This window comes from Pseudoalteromonas shioyasakiensis (assembly GCF_019134595.1).
Classification (GTDB): domain Bacteria; phylum Pseudomonadota; class Gammaproteobacteria; order Enterobacterales; family Alteromonadaceae; genus Pseudoalteromonas; species Pseudoalteromonas shioyasakiensis_A.
This window is the reverse complement of record NZ_CP077770.1, coordinates 2,352,501-2,367,872: the sequence shown is the minus strand read 5'-3', so window position 1 is coordinate 2,367,872 and position 15,372 is coordinate 2,352,501. Positions and strand designations below refer to the sequence as shown.

Genomic DNA, 15,372 nt, shown 5'->3' with positions numbered 1-15,372 from the left:
TAAAGGAGTAGTTTGAGGTGGGTAGATGAGAAGAACCGAGCAGACTTTAGTTGAGCAAATGCAGATTAATGATGTAGAAATCCAACACAGAATGAGCTTATTAGGGCTGACTTCAAATAGTCTGTCATCTCTTTTGAACTATAAACCTATAATCGAATCAGCCATCGAAAATATGGTCAATGAGTTTTACAAAAAGCAAACTGAAGTGGATGAAATTTCGTTATTAATTGGTGATGCAGATACCTTAACGCGGCTAAGAGATGCGCAAAGGCAGTATATCATCGACTTATTTTGTGGGCGCTACGAGCATGAATATGTTAATAACCGCTTACGGATTGGTATGGTGCATAAGCGTATAGGTGTTGAGCCAAAACTCTACCTATCGGCAGTGTGTACCTTAAAAGAGCTTATTTTTAATGTACTTCGCACCACTATAAGCGATCAAGATGAGTTAAATCATACCCTTAATATCATTGATAAATTGATTTACTTTGATACGACCTTGGTCTTTGATACTTATATTGATAGCTTAGTGGGTGAAATTGAAAATGCGAAGCGTCGTACCGAAGTCTACGCGAAAGGCCTTGAAGAAAAAGTTGCTCAGCGTACTCAAGAACTTGAGAAGCTCGCTAAGCTCGACCCTCTCACTAACCTCTACAATCGCCGTGTAATGCAAGAGTTATTACAACGCGACCTTGCCAGAGCCAGACGTCACAAATCGCCATTAACGGTTGTTTATTTTGATTTAGATGACTTTAAGTCGGTGAATGATACGCAAGGCCACTTAAAAGGCGATGAAGTACTTAAGTATATAGGTCAATACTTAATTGAAAATATTCGTGAGATTGATATTCCGTGTCGTTATGGAGGGGATGAATTCTGTATCATTTTACCTGACTGCGAATTAGATAGCGCCTTTAGTATTTGTGAAAAACTCATAGCTGCATTCGAACAACAATATCCCGAACTTCATCTAAGTTTTGGTCTTATCGCAGCGCCTCTTGATAGCACAGTTGATGCTGAAGAATTAATTAATCGTGCAGATAAAAAAATGTATCAGGCGAAAGAGCACATAGGTTCATACATTATGCGTTAGCGAGTCATACGCTTTACAAAAACAACAACGAATAAAGCAAGCGAGAAGCTTCCACAAAATGCTTCTATTGCTGCGATTAACCTCGAAAAACCAATTGGCGTAATATCACCATAGCCAAGCGTGGTAAAAGTCACCACGCTGAAGTAAAAACTATTCAGTAATGCTGATAAATTGCTTTGAAATGAGTTTTCAAAACTCAGTTGCATCACAGAATCTTGATAACTAACCCCAAATAAGAAATAACAAAAGGCACAGCAAATAATCAGTGATAAGCTAAAGCGAATGACGTTTTCGGGCTTTTCGCCATAACCACATAGCATATCTATAAAGCTGGAAGTAATTTGCTTGGTTGAGCCTCTAGGGTATTGTGCATGGCGCATTCTTAATTCTTTGTAGGTGAAGTTACCTGCGAGCTCAAATAATCCTTGATGTTCAGAGGCTTTTCTTAAGTTGCGGTATATTTCTTCAGATTGCTCAAATAAGTCTCGTGCTTCATCATGCTGCTTATTTTTACGTGCTTTAAATGCAGCCGCTTCTTGTAATAATTGGTCACCCAATTCGATGTTATCAATTCGGCTGTCATTGAGTTTTATACCCAGTAAATTGGTATTTCTTAAGTCACAGTAATGCAAGCTTGCACTATGTAAATTGGCTTTCATCAATGAGGCATTCGAGATTTTGTTATTAAATAAGTGAGCGCCCGTTAAATTTGCGCGATAAAAATTACAATATGAGAGATCATAGCCATCTTCATCGTCCTGCTTAATTAAGTTCAGCCCTGAGAGGTTCGCTCTTTTCAGTTGTAAGCCTTCTAACAAGCCACCTTTTTTTGCATACCGCTCTAATTTTTGGGTTAGATCTAGCCCTGATTTATCAAATTTACTATCATGCCAAAAGCAAAATCCAGAGCCCATATCTGTTTCTTGGCACTTGTTACCTGTTGGCGAGGTATAACTACAACATGGTTTGTCAGGCATAAGGATGAAAACTTATTTGTGAGTCATCTTTATAGATTAGCAGCTATTTAGCAGGGTAAAATGGAATCTCTCATTTTTATTAATTGAATTGGCTAACTTTTGTTGGATTACACCTTAAAGCGTAGTAAACGCAGAACAACCGTGGCAATTAAAGTTGCCGAGCAAAAACTTACCGTTTATGCGCCGTTTTATGTTCCACAAACTGAAATAGATGCCTGGCTTAAGACCAAGCAAGATTGGGTGGCTGAACAAATAGCCAAACAATCCATTCATGCTGAGCGCCGTCAACTACCACTAGTAAACGCCACTATTAAGTTGTTTGGGCAAAATGTGCCGATAGTATTTGCAAAAAGCCCGAAAAGCACGTGGCGACAAGATGAACACGCTCAGCTTACCTTATCAATATCATCACGCGTCAAACATCAAGAAGCTAACTACCTAGCTTTGCTGGAGCAGTTTTTACATGAAAAGCTTGAGAGCTATATCGAAATGCGTGTGCATGATTATTGTTTGCAGATGTCAGAAACATTACCGACAAAGCTTAAAATTCAACATTATAAACGTCGTTGGGGCAGTTGTAATAAGCGCCGTGAGTTGACCTTTAATCTACATCTAGCAAGTGCGCCAACCTGGGTGATTGATTATGTGGTTGTACATGAGCTTGCACATCTTTTACATATGAACCACAGCGCTAAGTTTTGGCAACGTGTGAGCCAGTTTTATCCAGATTATAAAAAAGCAGAGCAGTGGTTAAAAGCAAATGGTAGTAGTTTGAGTTGGTAGCTTAAGTTAGCGAGAGTAAAGCTAGAAAGAGTAAAGCTAGAAAGAGTAAAGCTAGAAAGAGTAAAGCTAGAAAGAGTAAAGCTAGAAAGAGTAAAGCTAGAAAGAGTAAAGCTAGAAAGAGTAAAGCTAGAAAGAATAAAGAGTGGTGGAGGGAGCTGGATTCGAACCAGCGAAGGCTGAGCCGTCAGATTTACAGTCTGATCCCTTTGGCCGCTCGGGAACCCCTCCACACAAATTTTTACTATTGCATTTGGCCCCACTTTTCTAAAAAGGAAAGTGGTGGAGGGAGCTGGATTCGAACCAGCGAAGGCTGAGCCGTCAGATTTACAGTCTGATCCCTTTGGCCGCTCGGGAACCCCTCCAATGCAACGGCGCTGATAATAGCAAACTTATTATTTAAGTAAAGAAAAAAACTAAAGAAAAATGCATAAATGCCGATAACTGGTTAATCAAGAAACTATTTGGCTAAAGACTATGCAAATTGATGGTTTGTTGCTCACAGAGAGTCAACTCGATAATCGTCTAAATAAAAGTGTTCACGAGCACCGCTCTGGAGAGTTTGCTTTATTACTAGCAATGCTGTCTCATGATGCGCTCGATTTTAGCCAGTTTCACCTGCCAAAAACTGAATTAAGCAATCCTGAAGTATCTGAATCTGCTTTGCGCACCGAATTAGGCGCAGGCCCTACACAACCATTAGCACCCGAACAGTTTGATATGCTGATTGGCCAAGATAATGCTTTTAGATTACTGCAAGGTGGTTTATCAGATATCAGATTACGTCATTGCTTAAACCCAGAGCCACTGAATGTTCGTGATGATAAGCAGCATGTGCCGCTAGAGGTGATTGATAACTGTGAGCCTGCAGTTAGAAAACGCTTTTATGAAAAAAACAAACCTGTTGAGCGCCCACAAATCGACGCTGCCGCTTTTTATGACAGCCTTACCGACGAGGCGATACATCAACCTCTGCACTTAGCTACAGCTTAGGTATAAGTGGCATAATAGAAATGTCACAGACTAAGAATAAACTTATATTTAAGTAAAACTGCAAAAAGTACAGCTAAATTAAGATGTGCTTGTTATAATAGCAGTCTATGGCTTAATGCCATTGTCATTGAACCAAGTTACTAGGACTATAATGAAGAAAACATTCACGCTAAACCACGAGAAAATTAAATACCCTCGTATGGTTGATGCAGCCAAGCACGAAGTAAAAAAATACTTAAAACGTGAGCGTAATAAAACACTCCCGGCAGGCGCCGACTATTGGGCGTTTGACTGTAAGTTTGGTGAATCAGCGGATGAGGCCAATGTCGTTCACGTGGCAGAGATCAATAAATGTATTAGCGATATCGAAGCAAAACAGCTTACATCGTTTTACGTTGAGATCTTAGCGCGTCCTGCACAGCGTCAAGATCAAGAGTTTGACGAAGAGTAGTACTGATATCAATTTTCAGTAATACTCTAAAACTAAAAAAGGGCCATCAGGCCCTTTTTTAGTTTTTGTAACATTAACGCGCAAATGGATCGGCATTAATTTTTTCTATGTACCACTTGCCTTTTTTACGCATCATTTTCACACTGCGCATATCATCAATTTTCTTACCATTAAAATAACCCGTAAAAATTAAATTGATATTGGCTTTATCGCCATACTGTTCGCGTAGGCTCATGTTAGTCATATCGACTTCAATCACCACTTCATCATATTGCATGTTAACCAAGTTACGAGCGAACTGCCCAGCGGTACCATAAGATTTCATAATTCGCGCCATTTTAGGCGTGGCATATTCCATCGCAAGATTTAAATCGTTTTGGTTGTATAAAGCATCAAAATAGAGAGTCGCTACATTACCTGGGGTGTTTTTTTCGCCCTTTGGTGCGTCTTCAGAACCGCAACCGAAAAGAATGCTGCTACTTAGAAGGATAAAAGTTAAAAGTATATTTTTCATTGTTGTAGTTTTTCGAGTGAACTTAAAATTAAGTGTGTGACTAAATGAGCATGATGTAAAGTTAACTCGGTAAAATTATTGGTTTTATTTATTTTAGGTAATAAAAAAGGACGCATGTCTGCATCCTTTTTTAACAACTAAGAGATTCTTAGTGGTTACTGAACTAGCTCTTTATCGCTGAACTCTTCAGCAAATAATGGGCTAGATAAGTAACGCTCAGTCGCGCTTGGTAAAATTACCACAATGTTCTTGTCTGCGTTCTCAGGTTTTTCAGCAAGGCGTTTTGCCGCAACTACTGCTGCACCAGAAGAAATACCCACTAAAATACCTTCGTTTTTCATCAGTTCATGAGCCATAGCAATCGCATCTTCATTTGATACTTGCTCTGCAGCGTCTACAACTTCTAAATCAAGGTTGCCAGGAATGAAGCCTGCACCGATACCTTGGATTTTATGAGGGCCTGGTTTAACTTCTTCACCAGCTAAAGTTTGGCTAATAACTGGAGAGTTAGTTGGTTCAACAGCAACCGATTGTACATTTAAACCTTTTTCTAGCTTAAGGTAACGGCTAACACCCGTAATAGTACCACCAGTACCAACACCTGCTACGAAGATATCGATTTTACCGTCCATTGCTTCATAGATTTCAGGGCCCGTTGTTTCAAAGTGAATTTTCGGGTTAGCTGGGTTTTCGAACTGTTGTAAAAGAATGTATTTTTCAGGCTCACTCGCTTGAATTTCTTTTGCTTTTTCAATCGCGCCATTCATACCCTTAGCGCCATCAGTCAATACTAGGTTAGCACCTAAGGCTTTTAATAATTTACGACGCTCTAAGCTCATTGTGTTAGGCATAGTCAGGGTTAGCTTATAGCCACGAGAAGCAGCTACAAAAGCAAGTGCGATACCTGTGTTACCTGAAGTCGGCTCGATTAACTCTTTTTCTTTGGTTAATACACCTGACTTTTCTGCTTCCCAGATCATTGAAGCGCCAATACGGCATTTAACACTGAAGCTTGGGTTACGTGATTCAACTTTAGCAAAAACATTACCTGAGGTTACGCGGTTAAGCTTTACAATTGGTGTATTACCAATCGTTAATGAATTATCTTCAAAAATGTTAGACATAGTGTTCCCTTGGAAGCAATTTATTCAATCGTTGATCAACTAGCTAAGGCTAGTGATCTGTAATAGTCACACTTTACTGTGGTGAAATAAAAACGAAAGTAAAGTTTGGCTATAACATATAGCGAATAGGCTTATAGCATTTAGTAATAAGGTGGGAAAAGAAGGGCGCGCACCAAAAGGTGCGCTAATAGGGTCTTAAAGTAACCAAGCGTAGCTAAATTTAGCAAATAACGTACGCTGCTCTTTAGTAATTGATGATAGCTCATCATCTTGATAGCCATTATCTGAGTAACCTGCAAAGAAAACCGTTTGCGGGTTCAGCTTGTAAGAATACAACAGCTGAGTGGCTAGGTTTTTATATTGGCTATCTACATCATCAATGTAATTAGCCTGATTGCGTTCTAAATCGGTATAAATGACTGCAAGGCGTAAAAAGCTATTCACGTTGAATTGGTAAGTTAAACGCACATCACTTAGGTTGGCGGTAAATACTTCACTGCCATCGGCTTCAAGCTGCTCATAAGTATGGCGTAAACGCACTTCAAAATGCTTACCAAGGTTCATATTCAGCACAGGGCGTATATGGAACTTATCACCAACGCGGTTGTTCGCTAAATCAACGGCATTACCTGTATACATATATAAAGAAGCAAATACCCCAGCTTTTGGTTTAAAGTCACTGTAAAAGCCAACGCCATTTTCGCTAAACAAGTCAGTGTTGCCGTCGATATCTAAACGTGATTTATCGTGGCGAAGGCCGGTGCGGTTACGGTGTTCAACAGAGACTTCAAAAAAGCTCTGTAACGGGCCGCTGACTGAAAAACTAGTTTGTGCTTCTTTTTCAAGAAGTTCGTTATTTTCGTTGTGGGTAATATCCCAATCGGCGTAAAGGTTAGCGCGATTCCACCAATTGCCTTTATCGCCATACCAGCGGTATTCCCCACCAGTTGTAAACTTTTTAAAATCAACTTGTGAGATAAAGCCCAAGTCAGCTCTTAAATCAGCATCGCGATAATTATAATCAGCGAAGGCACGCCAGTACTTCTCGTCGTGTTGATACTTTAGGTAGTAGCCAGTACCTGATTGCTGTTCTCTACTTAAAACACGAAGTACGCCTTCGTTATAGTCGCAGTCACTATTTAATTCACAAATTACTTGCTCGGGCTGTAAGCAGTTATCACCATCACATAACTCATCGATAAAATCTTGGCTGTATTGCGTTTGTGACTTTAATACTTGTACTAAGAAAACATCGTTCACTGTTGGTTTGTATTTACTATCAATACTGTAAACCGTGTTTTTATAATCATCACTTTGTCTGTGTGTTGCCGTTGAACCGAGTGATAATCCTGATTCAAAATCGTATCGATAACGCAGGGCACCGTTTTCACTTTTCTCGTCAAGGGCAACAAGAGATGAGCCTAAATTGCCCGGGATTAACACATTGGTTTGTGTATCATTGGCAATGAAGCCGGCAAATGTATGGCCATTTTTACTTCCGGTGATTTTCGTGCCGTAATCTGGCTGGGCAATATTACGGGTATGAATAAGGTTAAGTGTTGAGGCAAAGTAGTCAGCGTTATCTAAAAAGAAGGCACGCTTTTCTGGGAAGAATAAACTGAAATTATTGTTCACACTCAATTGTGCTACATCCGCTTCAACCTGAGAAAAATCAGGATTAATCGTCGCATTTAAGGTGATATCTGGGGTGATCCCCCATTTAACATCGAGGCTGGCTTCAGTGTTGTTCTCTGACTCCCAGTCATCAACTTGTGCGCCATCAATATCACGTGTCTCATTTTTGCCAAGCACCACAGATGGAATAATCGCCACGTTGTTGCCTTGCTTTGCTTGTTCAAAACCTTGGTAACTTGGCATTTGGCAAATCCAACAGTTGTTACCATGGTCAATTTGCATATTTGAGATACGTAACCGTTCACTGCGCGGTAAAAAGCGTAAAAACTCCATCGCCATAGTCTTACTTGCTACGCTGTCGTCAAAATTCAATACGCGTAATGGAATGGCAACTTCAACTGTGTAGCCTTTATCATGAATAACACCGACGCTATCCCAAATACCGTCCCATGATGAGCTTTCATGTTTGGTCAGTTCGTTTTCTATTGAATCTTGTTGTACGCCAAGTGGGTTAATAAAAAATTGATAAGCTAATTGAGAATTATTGTATGAATCAATTTTTAGCCCGACTAAGTCATCATCCCAGGCTGCGTCACGGTCACGGTAAAAAGCACGAATAAGTTCTGGATTTGGGTCATTTGCTTCAAAGCCAATAAAAAGTGTTTCGCCATTTTCATAAACATAAGCGTAGGTGGTGACTGGGCTTTTACTGTTTTCGTAAGGCCAAGTAACGTTGTCTATGGTAATTTTTTTGGCACGTTGCCAACTTGGCTCATTGAGCTGGCCGTCAATTGTTGCCTGCTCTGCAATAAAAGGAAGGGTGACAGGTTGGCTGGTGGCCAAGCTGGTAAAAGGCACGCTTAATAGAGCGGCACTTAACATTGATTTATACATAAGCACTATACGGGTATTCAAAACTGCGAGCATGTTATTAATTTGCAACTTTGTTAACAAATGCAACGCGACAGGGCGCATATATTTACGTTCAAATTAGATTCTAACAAGCTGTGGTGGTAATTTGCGCAGTTAAACGTTAATTTGGCTGTTTTATAACAAAAGTAAACTAAAACGTGGTAAAAGATTACCACCTAAAAATTGAAGTGATCGTTATGAATTTAATTCTAAAATTAATTGCTGGTATTGTTGCCGGTATTTTAGTGGGCTTATATGTGCCACTAACAGGTGTTGAACTCCTTTACACAGTAAAAGAAATAATAGGTCAGTTGATCACCTTTACCATCCCGTTAATTATTTTATTTTTTATCGCATCAGGTATTGCTGGTTTACCAAAAGGGTCAGGCCACTTGTTAGGAAAAACAGTTGGCTTTGCATATGGTTCAACCGTTATTGCTGGAACCTTAGCGTTTTTACTTGTCAGCGCTATGATCCCATTGTTTGATGGCGGTTTAACGTTTGAAGCAGAAGTTGCTACAGAAGTGGGGAGCTTTATTGATTTAGAAATTCCACCACTTATGAGTGTAATGACAGCTCTTGCTGCGGCATTCATTTTTGGTATTGGTATGAGCCAATTACAGCTTGATACTTTAAAGAAAGTATCAGATCAGGGCCGTGATGTGATTGATGGCTTACTAGCAAAAGTAATTATTCCTGCGTTACCTTTCTACATTGCCGGTGTATTCGCGGAAATGACAGTTGCTGGCACCGTGGTTGATACACTACAAACCTTTGGCATTGTTTTACTGGCTGCATTAATTATGCATTGGCTATGGCTGACTGTTTTATATGTATCTACAGGCCTTTTACTAAAGCGTAACCCATTAGAGCTTGTAAAAAATATGCTACCCGCTTATTTTACTGCTTTAGGTACAATGTCGAGTGCAGCAACCATTCCAGTTTCACTTCGCTCAAGCAAAGCAAATAACGTAAAAGAAGATGTTGCTAACTTTACAGTGCCTTTATGTGCAACTATCCATTTATCGGGCTCAACAATTACGATTGTGACATGTGCAATGGCTGTGATGTTCTTATCACCGAATATGGATGTACCATCGTTATTTGGTATGTTGCCATTTATCATGATGTTAGGTGTTGTAATGATTGCTGCGCCTGGCGCACCAGGTGGGGCAGTTATGTCGGCATTGGGTCTTTTAACAAGTATGCTTGGTTTTAATGAAGGTGCGGTTGCATTAATGATTGCACTTTATTTAGCACAAGATAGCTTTGGTACTGCCTGTAATGTTACAGGTGATGGTATCATTGCCCTATGGGTTGATCGTTTCAGCGAGAAAGCATCAGCTTAAAATTAATTAGTGAAACGATATTTTGATTTATCGTTTCACTTTTTCTGTGCTAATGTGGCACATTAAATTGTGCGAAAGCAGCTATTTGGGTTATTTGAGGATGTTCCATTGATTAATGTACTTTTAGTTGATGACCATGAACTTGTACGGACAGGGATCAGACGTATACTTGATGATGTTCGTGGTTTTAAAGTGGTGGGTGAAGCTAAAACCGGTGAAGAAGCGGTGCAATTTTGCCGTCAACATTCACCTGATATCGTGTTGATGGACATGAATATGCCTGGTATTGGTGGTTTAGAAGCGACCAAGAAAATTTGTCGTTATTGCCCAGATGTAAAAATTATTGTGCTTACTGTGCATTGTGAAGATCCATTCCCAAGTAAAGTAATGCAAATCGGTGCTCATGGTTATCTGACAAAAGGTGCCGGCTCTGATGAAATGGTTAACGCCATTCGTGCGGTTAATGCAGGGCAACGTTATATTGCACCTGAAATTGCACAGCAAATTGCCCTTGCCCAGGTAAGCGGTCGCACAGATGAAAACCCATTCCAGAGTTTGTCTGAGCGTGAGCTGCAAATCATGCTGATGATCACTAAAGGTGAGAAAGCGCAAGATATTGCGGATCGTTTGAACCTGAGTTCAAAAACAGTGAATAGCTATCGCTATCGCATGTTTGAAAAGCTAAATGTAGGGGGTGATGTTGAACTTACCCATTTAGCAATTCGTCATAAAATGATCGACATTGATAGCTCGCATTAATTTGCTCAATGTCTGATTTCGAACCAGCCCGTTTTCTAAAAACACTATCAAGTGAGCCCGGTGTCTACCGAATGCTTGATAGTGAGGGGCAAGTTATCTATGTTGGTAAGGCTAAAAATCTAAAAAAGCGCGTAAGTAGTTACTTCCGTAGTAATGTCACTGATAGTAAAACGCGTGTATTAGTAAGTAATATTTGCGGTATTGAAGTCACCCTGACCAACACTGAAACCGAAGCCTTATTACTCGAAAACAACCTAATTAAAAAATATCAGCCTCGTTACAATATTTTGCTGCGAGATGATAAGTCATATCCGTATATTCTGTTAACTGATCATAAGCACCCGCGACTCGCTTTTCATCGTGGTAGCCGAAAAATTAAAGGCGAATACTTTGGTCCATTCCCAAGTGCAGGAGCGGTATCTGAAAGTTTGCGTTTAATGCAAAAAATTTTTCCGGTTCGCCAATGTGAAGATGCTTATTACCGAGCTAGAAGCCGTCCATGTTTACAATATCAGTTAAAACGCTGCTCAGCGCCGTGTGTAAATAAAATATCCGATGAAGAATATCAACAAGAAGTTGATTTTGTTCGCAAGTTTTTGCTGGGCAAATCTCATGAAGTTATTGCTGATTTAGTTACTAAAATGGAGCAGGCAAGTAAAGAGCTTAAATTTGAGCTTGCGGCCAAAGTGCGAGACCAAATCATGTTGCTTCGAAAAATGCAGGAGCAACAATCTATTTCAGGTAACCATGCCGAAATGGATGTAGTGGGTTTTGCGCATTTAAATGGTTTAAATGCGGTTCACTTATTAATGATCCGCGACCATAAAGTGCTTGGCAGTAAAACCTATTTCCCTAAAGTACCAAAAGATTCAGGTGAAGAAGAGATTCTAACCTCTTTTTTAGGTCAATATTACTTAGCACCTGGGGCAACGGGGCGTATTGCCAAAGAAATTATATTACCGTTTAGTATTGAAGAAAGTGAGCCATTAAGCGAAGCCCTTACGGCAATCTCTGAACGTAAAGTGAGTTTAAAAGTTGCTAATCGCGGTGAGCGGGCACGGTATTTAAAGCTTGCTAATAAAAATGCACTCAACAGCATTAGTGTTAAGCAAAGCACGCAGGACTCAATCAACAAACGCTACGCACAATTAAAAGAAACATTACGTCTAGATGATATTAATCGTATGGAATGTTTTGATATCAGTCATACAATGGGTGAAAACACGGTAGCAAGTTGTGTGGTGTTTGATTCGCAAGGGCCTAATAATAAAGAATATCGCCGATTCAATGTTACTGGCATCACCGGTGGTGATGATTATGCTGCGATGGAATTTGCACTTAATAAACGCTACAACAAAGTAGTCGATGAAGAAAAAATTCCAGATGTCATCTTCATCGATGGTGGTAAAGGTCAATTATCTCGTGCTGAGCAATATTTTGAAAACTGGCCGCATAATAAAATGCCATTGCTGGTGGGTGTTGCAAAAGGTACTAGTCGGAAACCAGGTTTAGAAACGCTATTAATTGATGGCGGACGTAAAACAATACCACTTGATTCAGATGCACCAGCGCTGCATTTAATTCAGCATATTCGTGATGAGTCGCACCGTTTTGCCATTGCAGGGCATCGTAATAAACGACAAAAACAACGCACACAATCATTGTTAGAAGAAATTACCGGCGTAGGACAAAAGCGCCGACAAGCAATATTAAAATATTTAGGGGGCATGCAAGGGGTAAAAGCTGCTAATATAGATCAATTAAAACAAGTTCCTGGGATCAGCCCTGAAATGGCTGAAAAGATATTTAATCATTTGCATGACAAGGCGTAGCCTTCGTGCGAATATAGTAAAAAAAGACATCTCCAAGTAGTTATGTGGAATATTCCAAACACACTCACAACCTTTAGACTTTTTCTTATCCCCATTTTTTTGGTGATATTTTATTTGCCTTTCTCATGGGCGTTTTTCGCAGCTGCGTTTGTTTTCTGGCTTGCGTCAATTACAGATATCCTTGATGGCTATCTAGCGCGTCGTTTAAATCAGTCAACGCCTTTTGGTGCGTTCTTAGATCCTGTTGCCGATAAAGTAATGGTGTGTGCTGCACTGGTTGCTTTATCAAGCCACTACCAAAGTTTGTATATGACTATTCCTGCATTAGTTATTATTAGCCGTGAAATTGTTATCTCTGCATTACGCGAATGGATGGCAGAGCAGGGTAAACGTGACAATGTAGCTGTATCAAACATGGGTAAGTTTAAAACTGCAGCACAAATGCTAGCCATTATTGGTTTGATCTGGCAGTTTGATACATGGATGATCTATTTAAGTTATGGGCTTTTATATGTGGCAACATTCTTAACGCTTAGTTCTATGTTGCAGTATTTAATAGCAGCATGGTCAGAATTGACCAAAAATTGATCCTAAACGTTTAATTACACACCGTTTTAGATAAAAAATAAGCAAACAGTTCAAAACTAGCATTTTTTATATTGACGCGTTTAATAATCTCTGTAGAATGCGTCCGTGTTGAGAGGGCATAGCCCCCAAGATAAAGAAAGCGGCACTAGCTCAGTTGGTAGAGCGCAACCTTGCCAAGGTTGAGGTCACGAGTTCGAGCCTCGTGTGCCGCTCCAATTATCTATCTTGGCGGAATGGCAGAGTGGCCATGCAGCGGATTGCAAATCCGTCCACCTCGGTTCGACTCCGGGTTCCGCCTCCATTCAACACTCCACACGCTCTTTGAGCAGCCCGATGCCCGGGTGGTGGAATTGGTAGACACAAGGGATTTAAAATCCCTCGCTGGTAACAGCGTGCCGGTTCAAGTCCGGCCCCGGGCACCATTTTGTGGTTAACTACAATACCAAATGTAGTTATAAAAATGATATTAGAGTTAATATGATGCGGCACTAGCTCAGTTGGTAGAGCGCAACCTTGCCAAGGTTGAGGTCACGAGTTCGAGCCTCGTGTGCCGCTCCATATTAGCTTTATCCACTTGCTTTAAATAGCAAACCCGATGCCCGGGTGGTGGAATTGGTAGACACAAGGGATTTAAAATCCCTCGCTGGTAACAGCGTGCCGGTTCAAGTCCGGCCCCGGGCACCATTTTTAGTGGTAACTAATCAAAAATTGCGGCACTAGCTTAGTTGCCAGAGCGTTGTCATCGCAACCCCAAGGTTGTGCACCAACGGACAAAACACTGACAGTAACAAATTTGCGGCACTAGCTCAGTTGGTAGAGCGCAACCTTGCCAAGGTTGAGGTCACGAGTTCGAGCCTCGTGTGCCGCTCCAATTATTTGGAAGCGATAAGGCGGAATGGCAGAGTGGCCATGCAGCGGATTGCAAATCCGTCTACCTCGGTTCGACTCCGGGTTCCGCCTCCATATAATACTCCACATGCTCTACGAGCGACCCGATGCCCGGGTGGTGGAATTGGTAGACACAAGGGATTTAAAATCCCTCGCTGGTAACAGCGTGCCGGTTCAAGTCCGGCCCCGGGCACCATTTATATAAAATACCTCTTCTCTATTTCATTTATATTTCTTTTTATAATCTCATCAAATTATTTTTTAATTGCCAAAATAGTTCTATAGTTTCCTTAGTCTTTTTAAATCAGCTAACGCGTTTCAAGTTTTCAGCACTACTGAATTCACTAAATAGGATCAAGGAAAGATAATGGAGCAATTTAAACGTGGCTTAAATCAGTTTTGGGTAGGCGCGGTATTTGGGCTTTGTCTAGCGATCTCGTTAGTACTCATTCCCATTGCGATTATTATGTCGAACATTAACGACGTACTGAAAATTCATGAGGTGAGCGTGCTTGTTGGTAAAGTATCGACCGTCTTCGATAAATCAGAACAAGCCATTAGTAATGCCAAAGCAGCGCTAACCGATTTTGATAATGACGTGGTGATGGATATGCTCACTGCTGTGCAATCTTATCACCAACAATCGCAGCCATTATTAACCGCAGAGCAAAAACAAGCATTGAAAGCGCAAATTAAAGAGCAGCTTGTTACCCAGCTTGAGTCCAAACTTAACGAACAGCAGATCACATTTATATTGTCTGCTTTTGAAAAGTTAGCAAATACAAAAAAGGGAGCACAAACGCTCCCTAATTAAGAATTTACTTTACTAGCTTATTTTCGCCATGCACCTTTAGGAATGGTTTGATCTAGCTTTTTGTTTTGCGAAGGATCAAAAGTAGGTAATTTACCTGCTTTACGTTGTGTGTTGTAATCCTTCGCGAGCCAAATAACGACACCCGATAACATAAATAAAGCGATGACGTTAACAATAGCCATTAAACCCATCGAAACATCGGCAAGGGTCCATACTAGTGGCAATTCACCAAGCGCACCAAACATCACCATACCAAGTACCAGTAATCGGAAGATCAGCATACCCGAAGCATGGTTATGCTCTAAGAACAATAAATTAGTTTCGGCGTAAGAATAATTTGCAACAATCGAGGTAAATGCAAAAAACAAAATTGCAATCGCAACAAAGGTTGCACCCCAACTACCAACGTGTTCTTCAAGGGCTGCTTGTGTCAATGCAATCCCTGTCACACCTGAATCAGGAATAAGTTGCTGTGATAATAAAATAAGGGCTGCAGTTGCAGTACAAATAATAATTGTATCTACAAATACGCCGAGCATTTGTACATAACCTTGTGAGGCAGGGTGCGGTGGGTTAGGTGTTGCCGTTGCAGCAGCATTTGCAGCGCTACCCATACCCGCTTCATTAGAGAATAGGCCACGTTTAATACCCTGGATCATG

At 40.6% G+C, this 15,372-nt stretch carries 14 protein-coding genes and 10 tRNA genes (1 of these 24 cut by a window edge); 17 read left to right on the top strand and 7 right to left on the bottom strand.

The window, feature by feature from the left end:
* The first annotated feature begins 25 nt into the window (after nt 1-25).
* Entirely contained in the window at nt 26-1,096 is a 1,071-nt protein-coding gene (locus tag KQP93_RS11115; RefSeq protein ID WP_217874427.1) for a GGDEF domain-containing protein, read from the top strand.
* On the opposite strand, the gene KQP93_RS11110 is transcribed toward KQP93_RS11115, so the two are convergent.
* Complete coding sequence (locus tag KQP93_RS11110) at nt 1,093-2,073, bottom strand: ion channel (RefSeq protein WP_217874426.1); 981 nt, start codon at nt 2,071-2,073, stop codon at nt 1,093-1,095. The two genes, KQP93_RS11115 and KQP93_RS11110, sit on opposite strands and share 4 nt — an antisense overlap.
* A 102-nt stretch (nt 2,074-2,175) precedes the next feature.
* Here KQP93_RS11110 and KQP93_RS11105 point away from each other — a divergent pair, with 102 nt between their 5' ends.
* The gene (locus tag KQP93_RS11105) at nt 2,176-2,856 is read left to right on the top strand and encodes a M48 family metallopeptidase (RefSeq protein ID WP_217874424.1); all 681 of its coding nucleotides are present in this window, start codon (nt 2,176-2,178) and stop codon (nt 2,854-2,856) included.
* 143 nt (nt 2,857-2,999) lie between these two features.
* On the opposite strand, the gene KQP93_RS11100 is transcribed toward KQP93_RS11105, so the two are convergent.
* Both KQP93_RS11100 and KQP93_RS11095 read right to left on the bottom strand, forming a co-directional pair.
* Nucleotides 3,000-3,084, bottom strand: a tRNA-Tyr gene (locus KQP93_RS11100).
* Between the two features lie 49 nt (nt 3,085-3,133).
* A tRNA-Tyr gene (locus KQP93_RS11095) sits at nt 3,134-3,218 on the bottom strand.
* Between the two features lie 112 nt (nt 3,219-3,330).
* Between KQP93_RS11095 and KQP93_RS11090 the strand changes: the two genes are divergently transcribed.
* Together KQP93_RS11090 and KQP93_RS11085 are read left to right on the top strand one after the other, a co-directional pair.
* A complete protein-coding gene (locus KQP93_RS11090; protein ID WP_217874422.1) occupies nt 3,331-3,846 on the top strand; it encodes a VC2046/SO_2500 family protein in 516 nt (171 codons plus the stop codon).
* A gap of 151 nt (nt 3,847-3,997) precedes the next feature.
* On the top strand, nt 3,998-4,297 hold the full coding sequence (locus KQP93_RS11085) for a DUF6172 family protein (protein WP_217874420.1): 300 nt from the start codon (nt 3,998-4,000) through the stop codon (nt 4,295-4,297).
* Nucleotides 4,298-4,370: 73 nt separating this feature from the next.
* Here KQP93_RS11085 and KQP93_RS11080 read toward each other — a convergent pair whose 3' ends face one another.
* The 3 genes from KQP93_RS11080 to KQP93_RS11070 all read right to left on the bottom strand — a co-directional run bounded on the left by KQP93_RS11080 (nt 4,371) and on the right by KQP93_RS11070 (nt 8,452).
* Nucleotides 4,371-4,811 (bottom strand): hypothetical protein, encoded by a 441-nt coding sequence (locus KQP93_RS11080; protein WP_054564020.1) that lies wholly within the window; start codon nt 4,809-4,811, stop codon nt 4,371-4,373.
* A gap of 155 nt (nt 4,812-4,966) precedes the next feature.
* Complete coding sequence (gene cysK / locus KQP93_RS11075) at nt 4,967-5,935, bottom strand: cysteine synthase A (RefSeq protein WP_058583732.1); 969 nt, start codon at nt 5,933-5,935, stop codon at nt 4,967-4,969.
* A 195-nt stretch (nt 5,936-6,130) separates the two neighbouring features.
* Nucleotides 6,131-8,452 (bottom strand): DUF5916 domain-containing protein, encoded by a 2,322-nt coding sequence (locus KQP93_RS11070; RefSeq protein ID WP_440590135.1) that lies wholly within the window; start codon nt 8,450-8,452, stop codon nt 6,131-6,133.
* A gap of 227 nt (nt 8,453-8,679) precedes the next feature.
* Between KQP93_RS11070 and KQP93_RS11065 the strand changes: the two genes are divergently transcribed.
* The 13 genes from KQP93_RS11065 to KQP93_RS11005 all read left to right on the top strand — a co-directional run bounded on the left by KQP93_RS11065 (nt 8,680) and on the right by KQP93_RS11005 (nt 14,712).
* Complete coding sequence (locus KQP93_RS11065; protein WP_054553767.1) at nt 8,680-9,831, top strand: dicarboxylate/amino acid:cation symporter; 1,152 nt, start codon at nt 8,680-8,682, stop codon at nt 9,829-9,831.
* 108 nt (nt 9,832-9,939) lie between these two features.
* Nucleotides 9,940-10,590, top strand: coding sequence for a UvrY/SirA/GacA family response regulator transcription factor (gene uvrY / locus KQP93_RS11060; RefSeq protein ID WP_054564041.1), 651 nt, complete (start codon nt 9,940-9,942; stop codon nt 10,588-10,590).
* Between the two features lie 8 nt (nt 10,591-10,598).
* Nucleotides 10,599-12,422, top strand: a complete 1,824-nt coding sequence (uvrC, locus tag KQP93_RS11055) for an excinuclease ABC subunit UvrC (RefSeq protein ID WP_217874416.1) — start codon at nt 10,599-10,601, stop codon at nt 12,420-12,422.
* A gap of 42 nt (nt 12,423-12,464) precedes the next feature.
* Nucleotides 12,465-13,010, top strand: a complete 546-nt coding sequence (pgsA, locus tag KQP93_RS11050; RefSeq protein ID WP_054564017.1) for a CDP-diacylglycerol--glycerol-3-phosphate 3-phosphatidyltransferase — start codon at nt 12,465-12,467, stop codon at nt 13,008-13,010.
* Between the two features lie 139 nt (nt 13,011-13,149).
* Nucleotides 13,150-13,225 (top strand) — tRNA-Gly (locus tag KQP93_RS11045).
* Between the two features lie 12 nt (nt 13,226-13,237).
* Nucleotides 13,238-13,311: transfer RNA gene (locus KQP93_RS11040), tRNA-Cys, on the top strand.
* A gap of 34 nt (nt 13,312-13,345) precedes the next feature.
* Nucleotides 13,346-13,432: transfer RNA gene (locus tag KQP93_RS11035), tRNA-Leu, on the top strand.
* A 60-nt stretch (nt 13,433-13,492) separates the two neighbouring features.
* Nucleotides 13,493-13,568, top strand: a tRNA-Gly gene (locus KQP93_RS11030).
* Between the two features lie 39 nt (nt 13,569-13,607).
* Nucleotides 13,608-13,694, top strand: a tRNA-Leu gene (locus KQP93_RS11025).
* Nucleotides 13,695-13,805: 111 nt separating this feature from the next.
* Nucleotides 13,806-13,881, top strand: a tRNA-Gly gene (locus KQP93_RS11020).
* An 18-nt stretch (nt 13,882-13,899) separates the two neighbouring features.
* Nucleotides 13,900-13,973, top strand: a tRNA-Cys gene (locus tag KQP93_RS11015).
* A 34-nt stretch (nt 13,974-14,007) separates the two neighbouring features.
* Nucleotides 14,008-14,094 (top strand) — tRNA-Leu (locus tag KQP93_RS11010).
* A gap of 171 nt (nt 14,095-14,265) precedes the next feature.
* Nucleotides 14,266-14,712 (top strand): hypothetical protein, encoded by a 447-nt coding sequence (locus tag KQP93_RS11005; protein ID WP_217874414.1) that lies wholly within the window; start codon nt 14,266-14,268, stop codon nt 14,710-14,712.
* A 17-nt stretch (nt 14,713-14,729) separates the two neighbouring features.
* On the opposite strand, the gene KQP93_RS11000 is transcribed toward KQP93_RS11005, so the two are convergent.
* A protein-coding gene (locus tag KQP93_RS11000; protein ID WP_217874413.1) for an alanine/glycine:cation symporter family protein crosses the window boundary here: on the bottom strand, nt 14,730-15,372 show its 3' end. It continues 776 nt past the right edge of the window; 643 of the gene's 1,419 nt are visible here — the last part of the coding sequence; its start codon lies off the right edge, out of view; its stop codon occupies nt 14,730-14,732.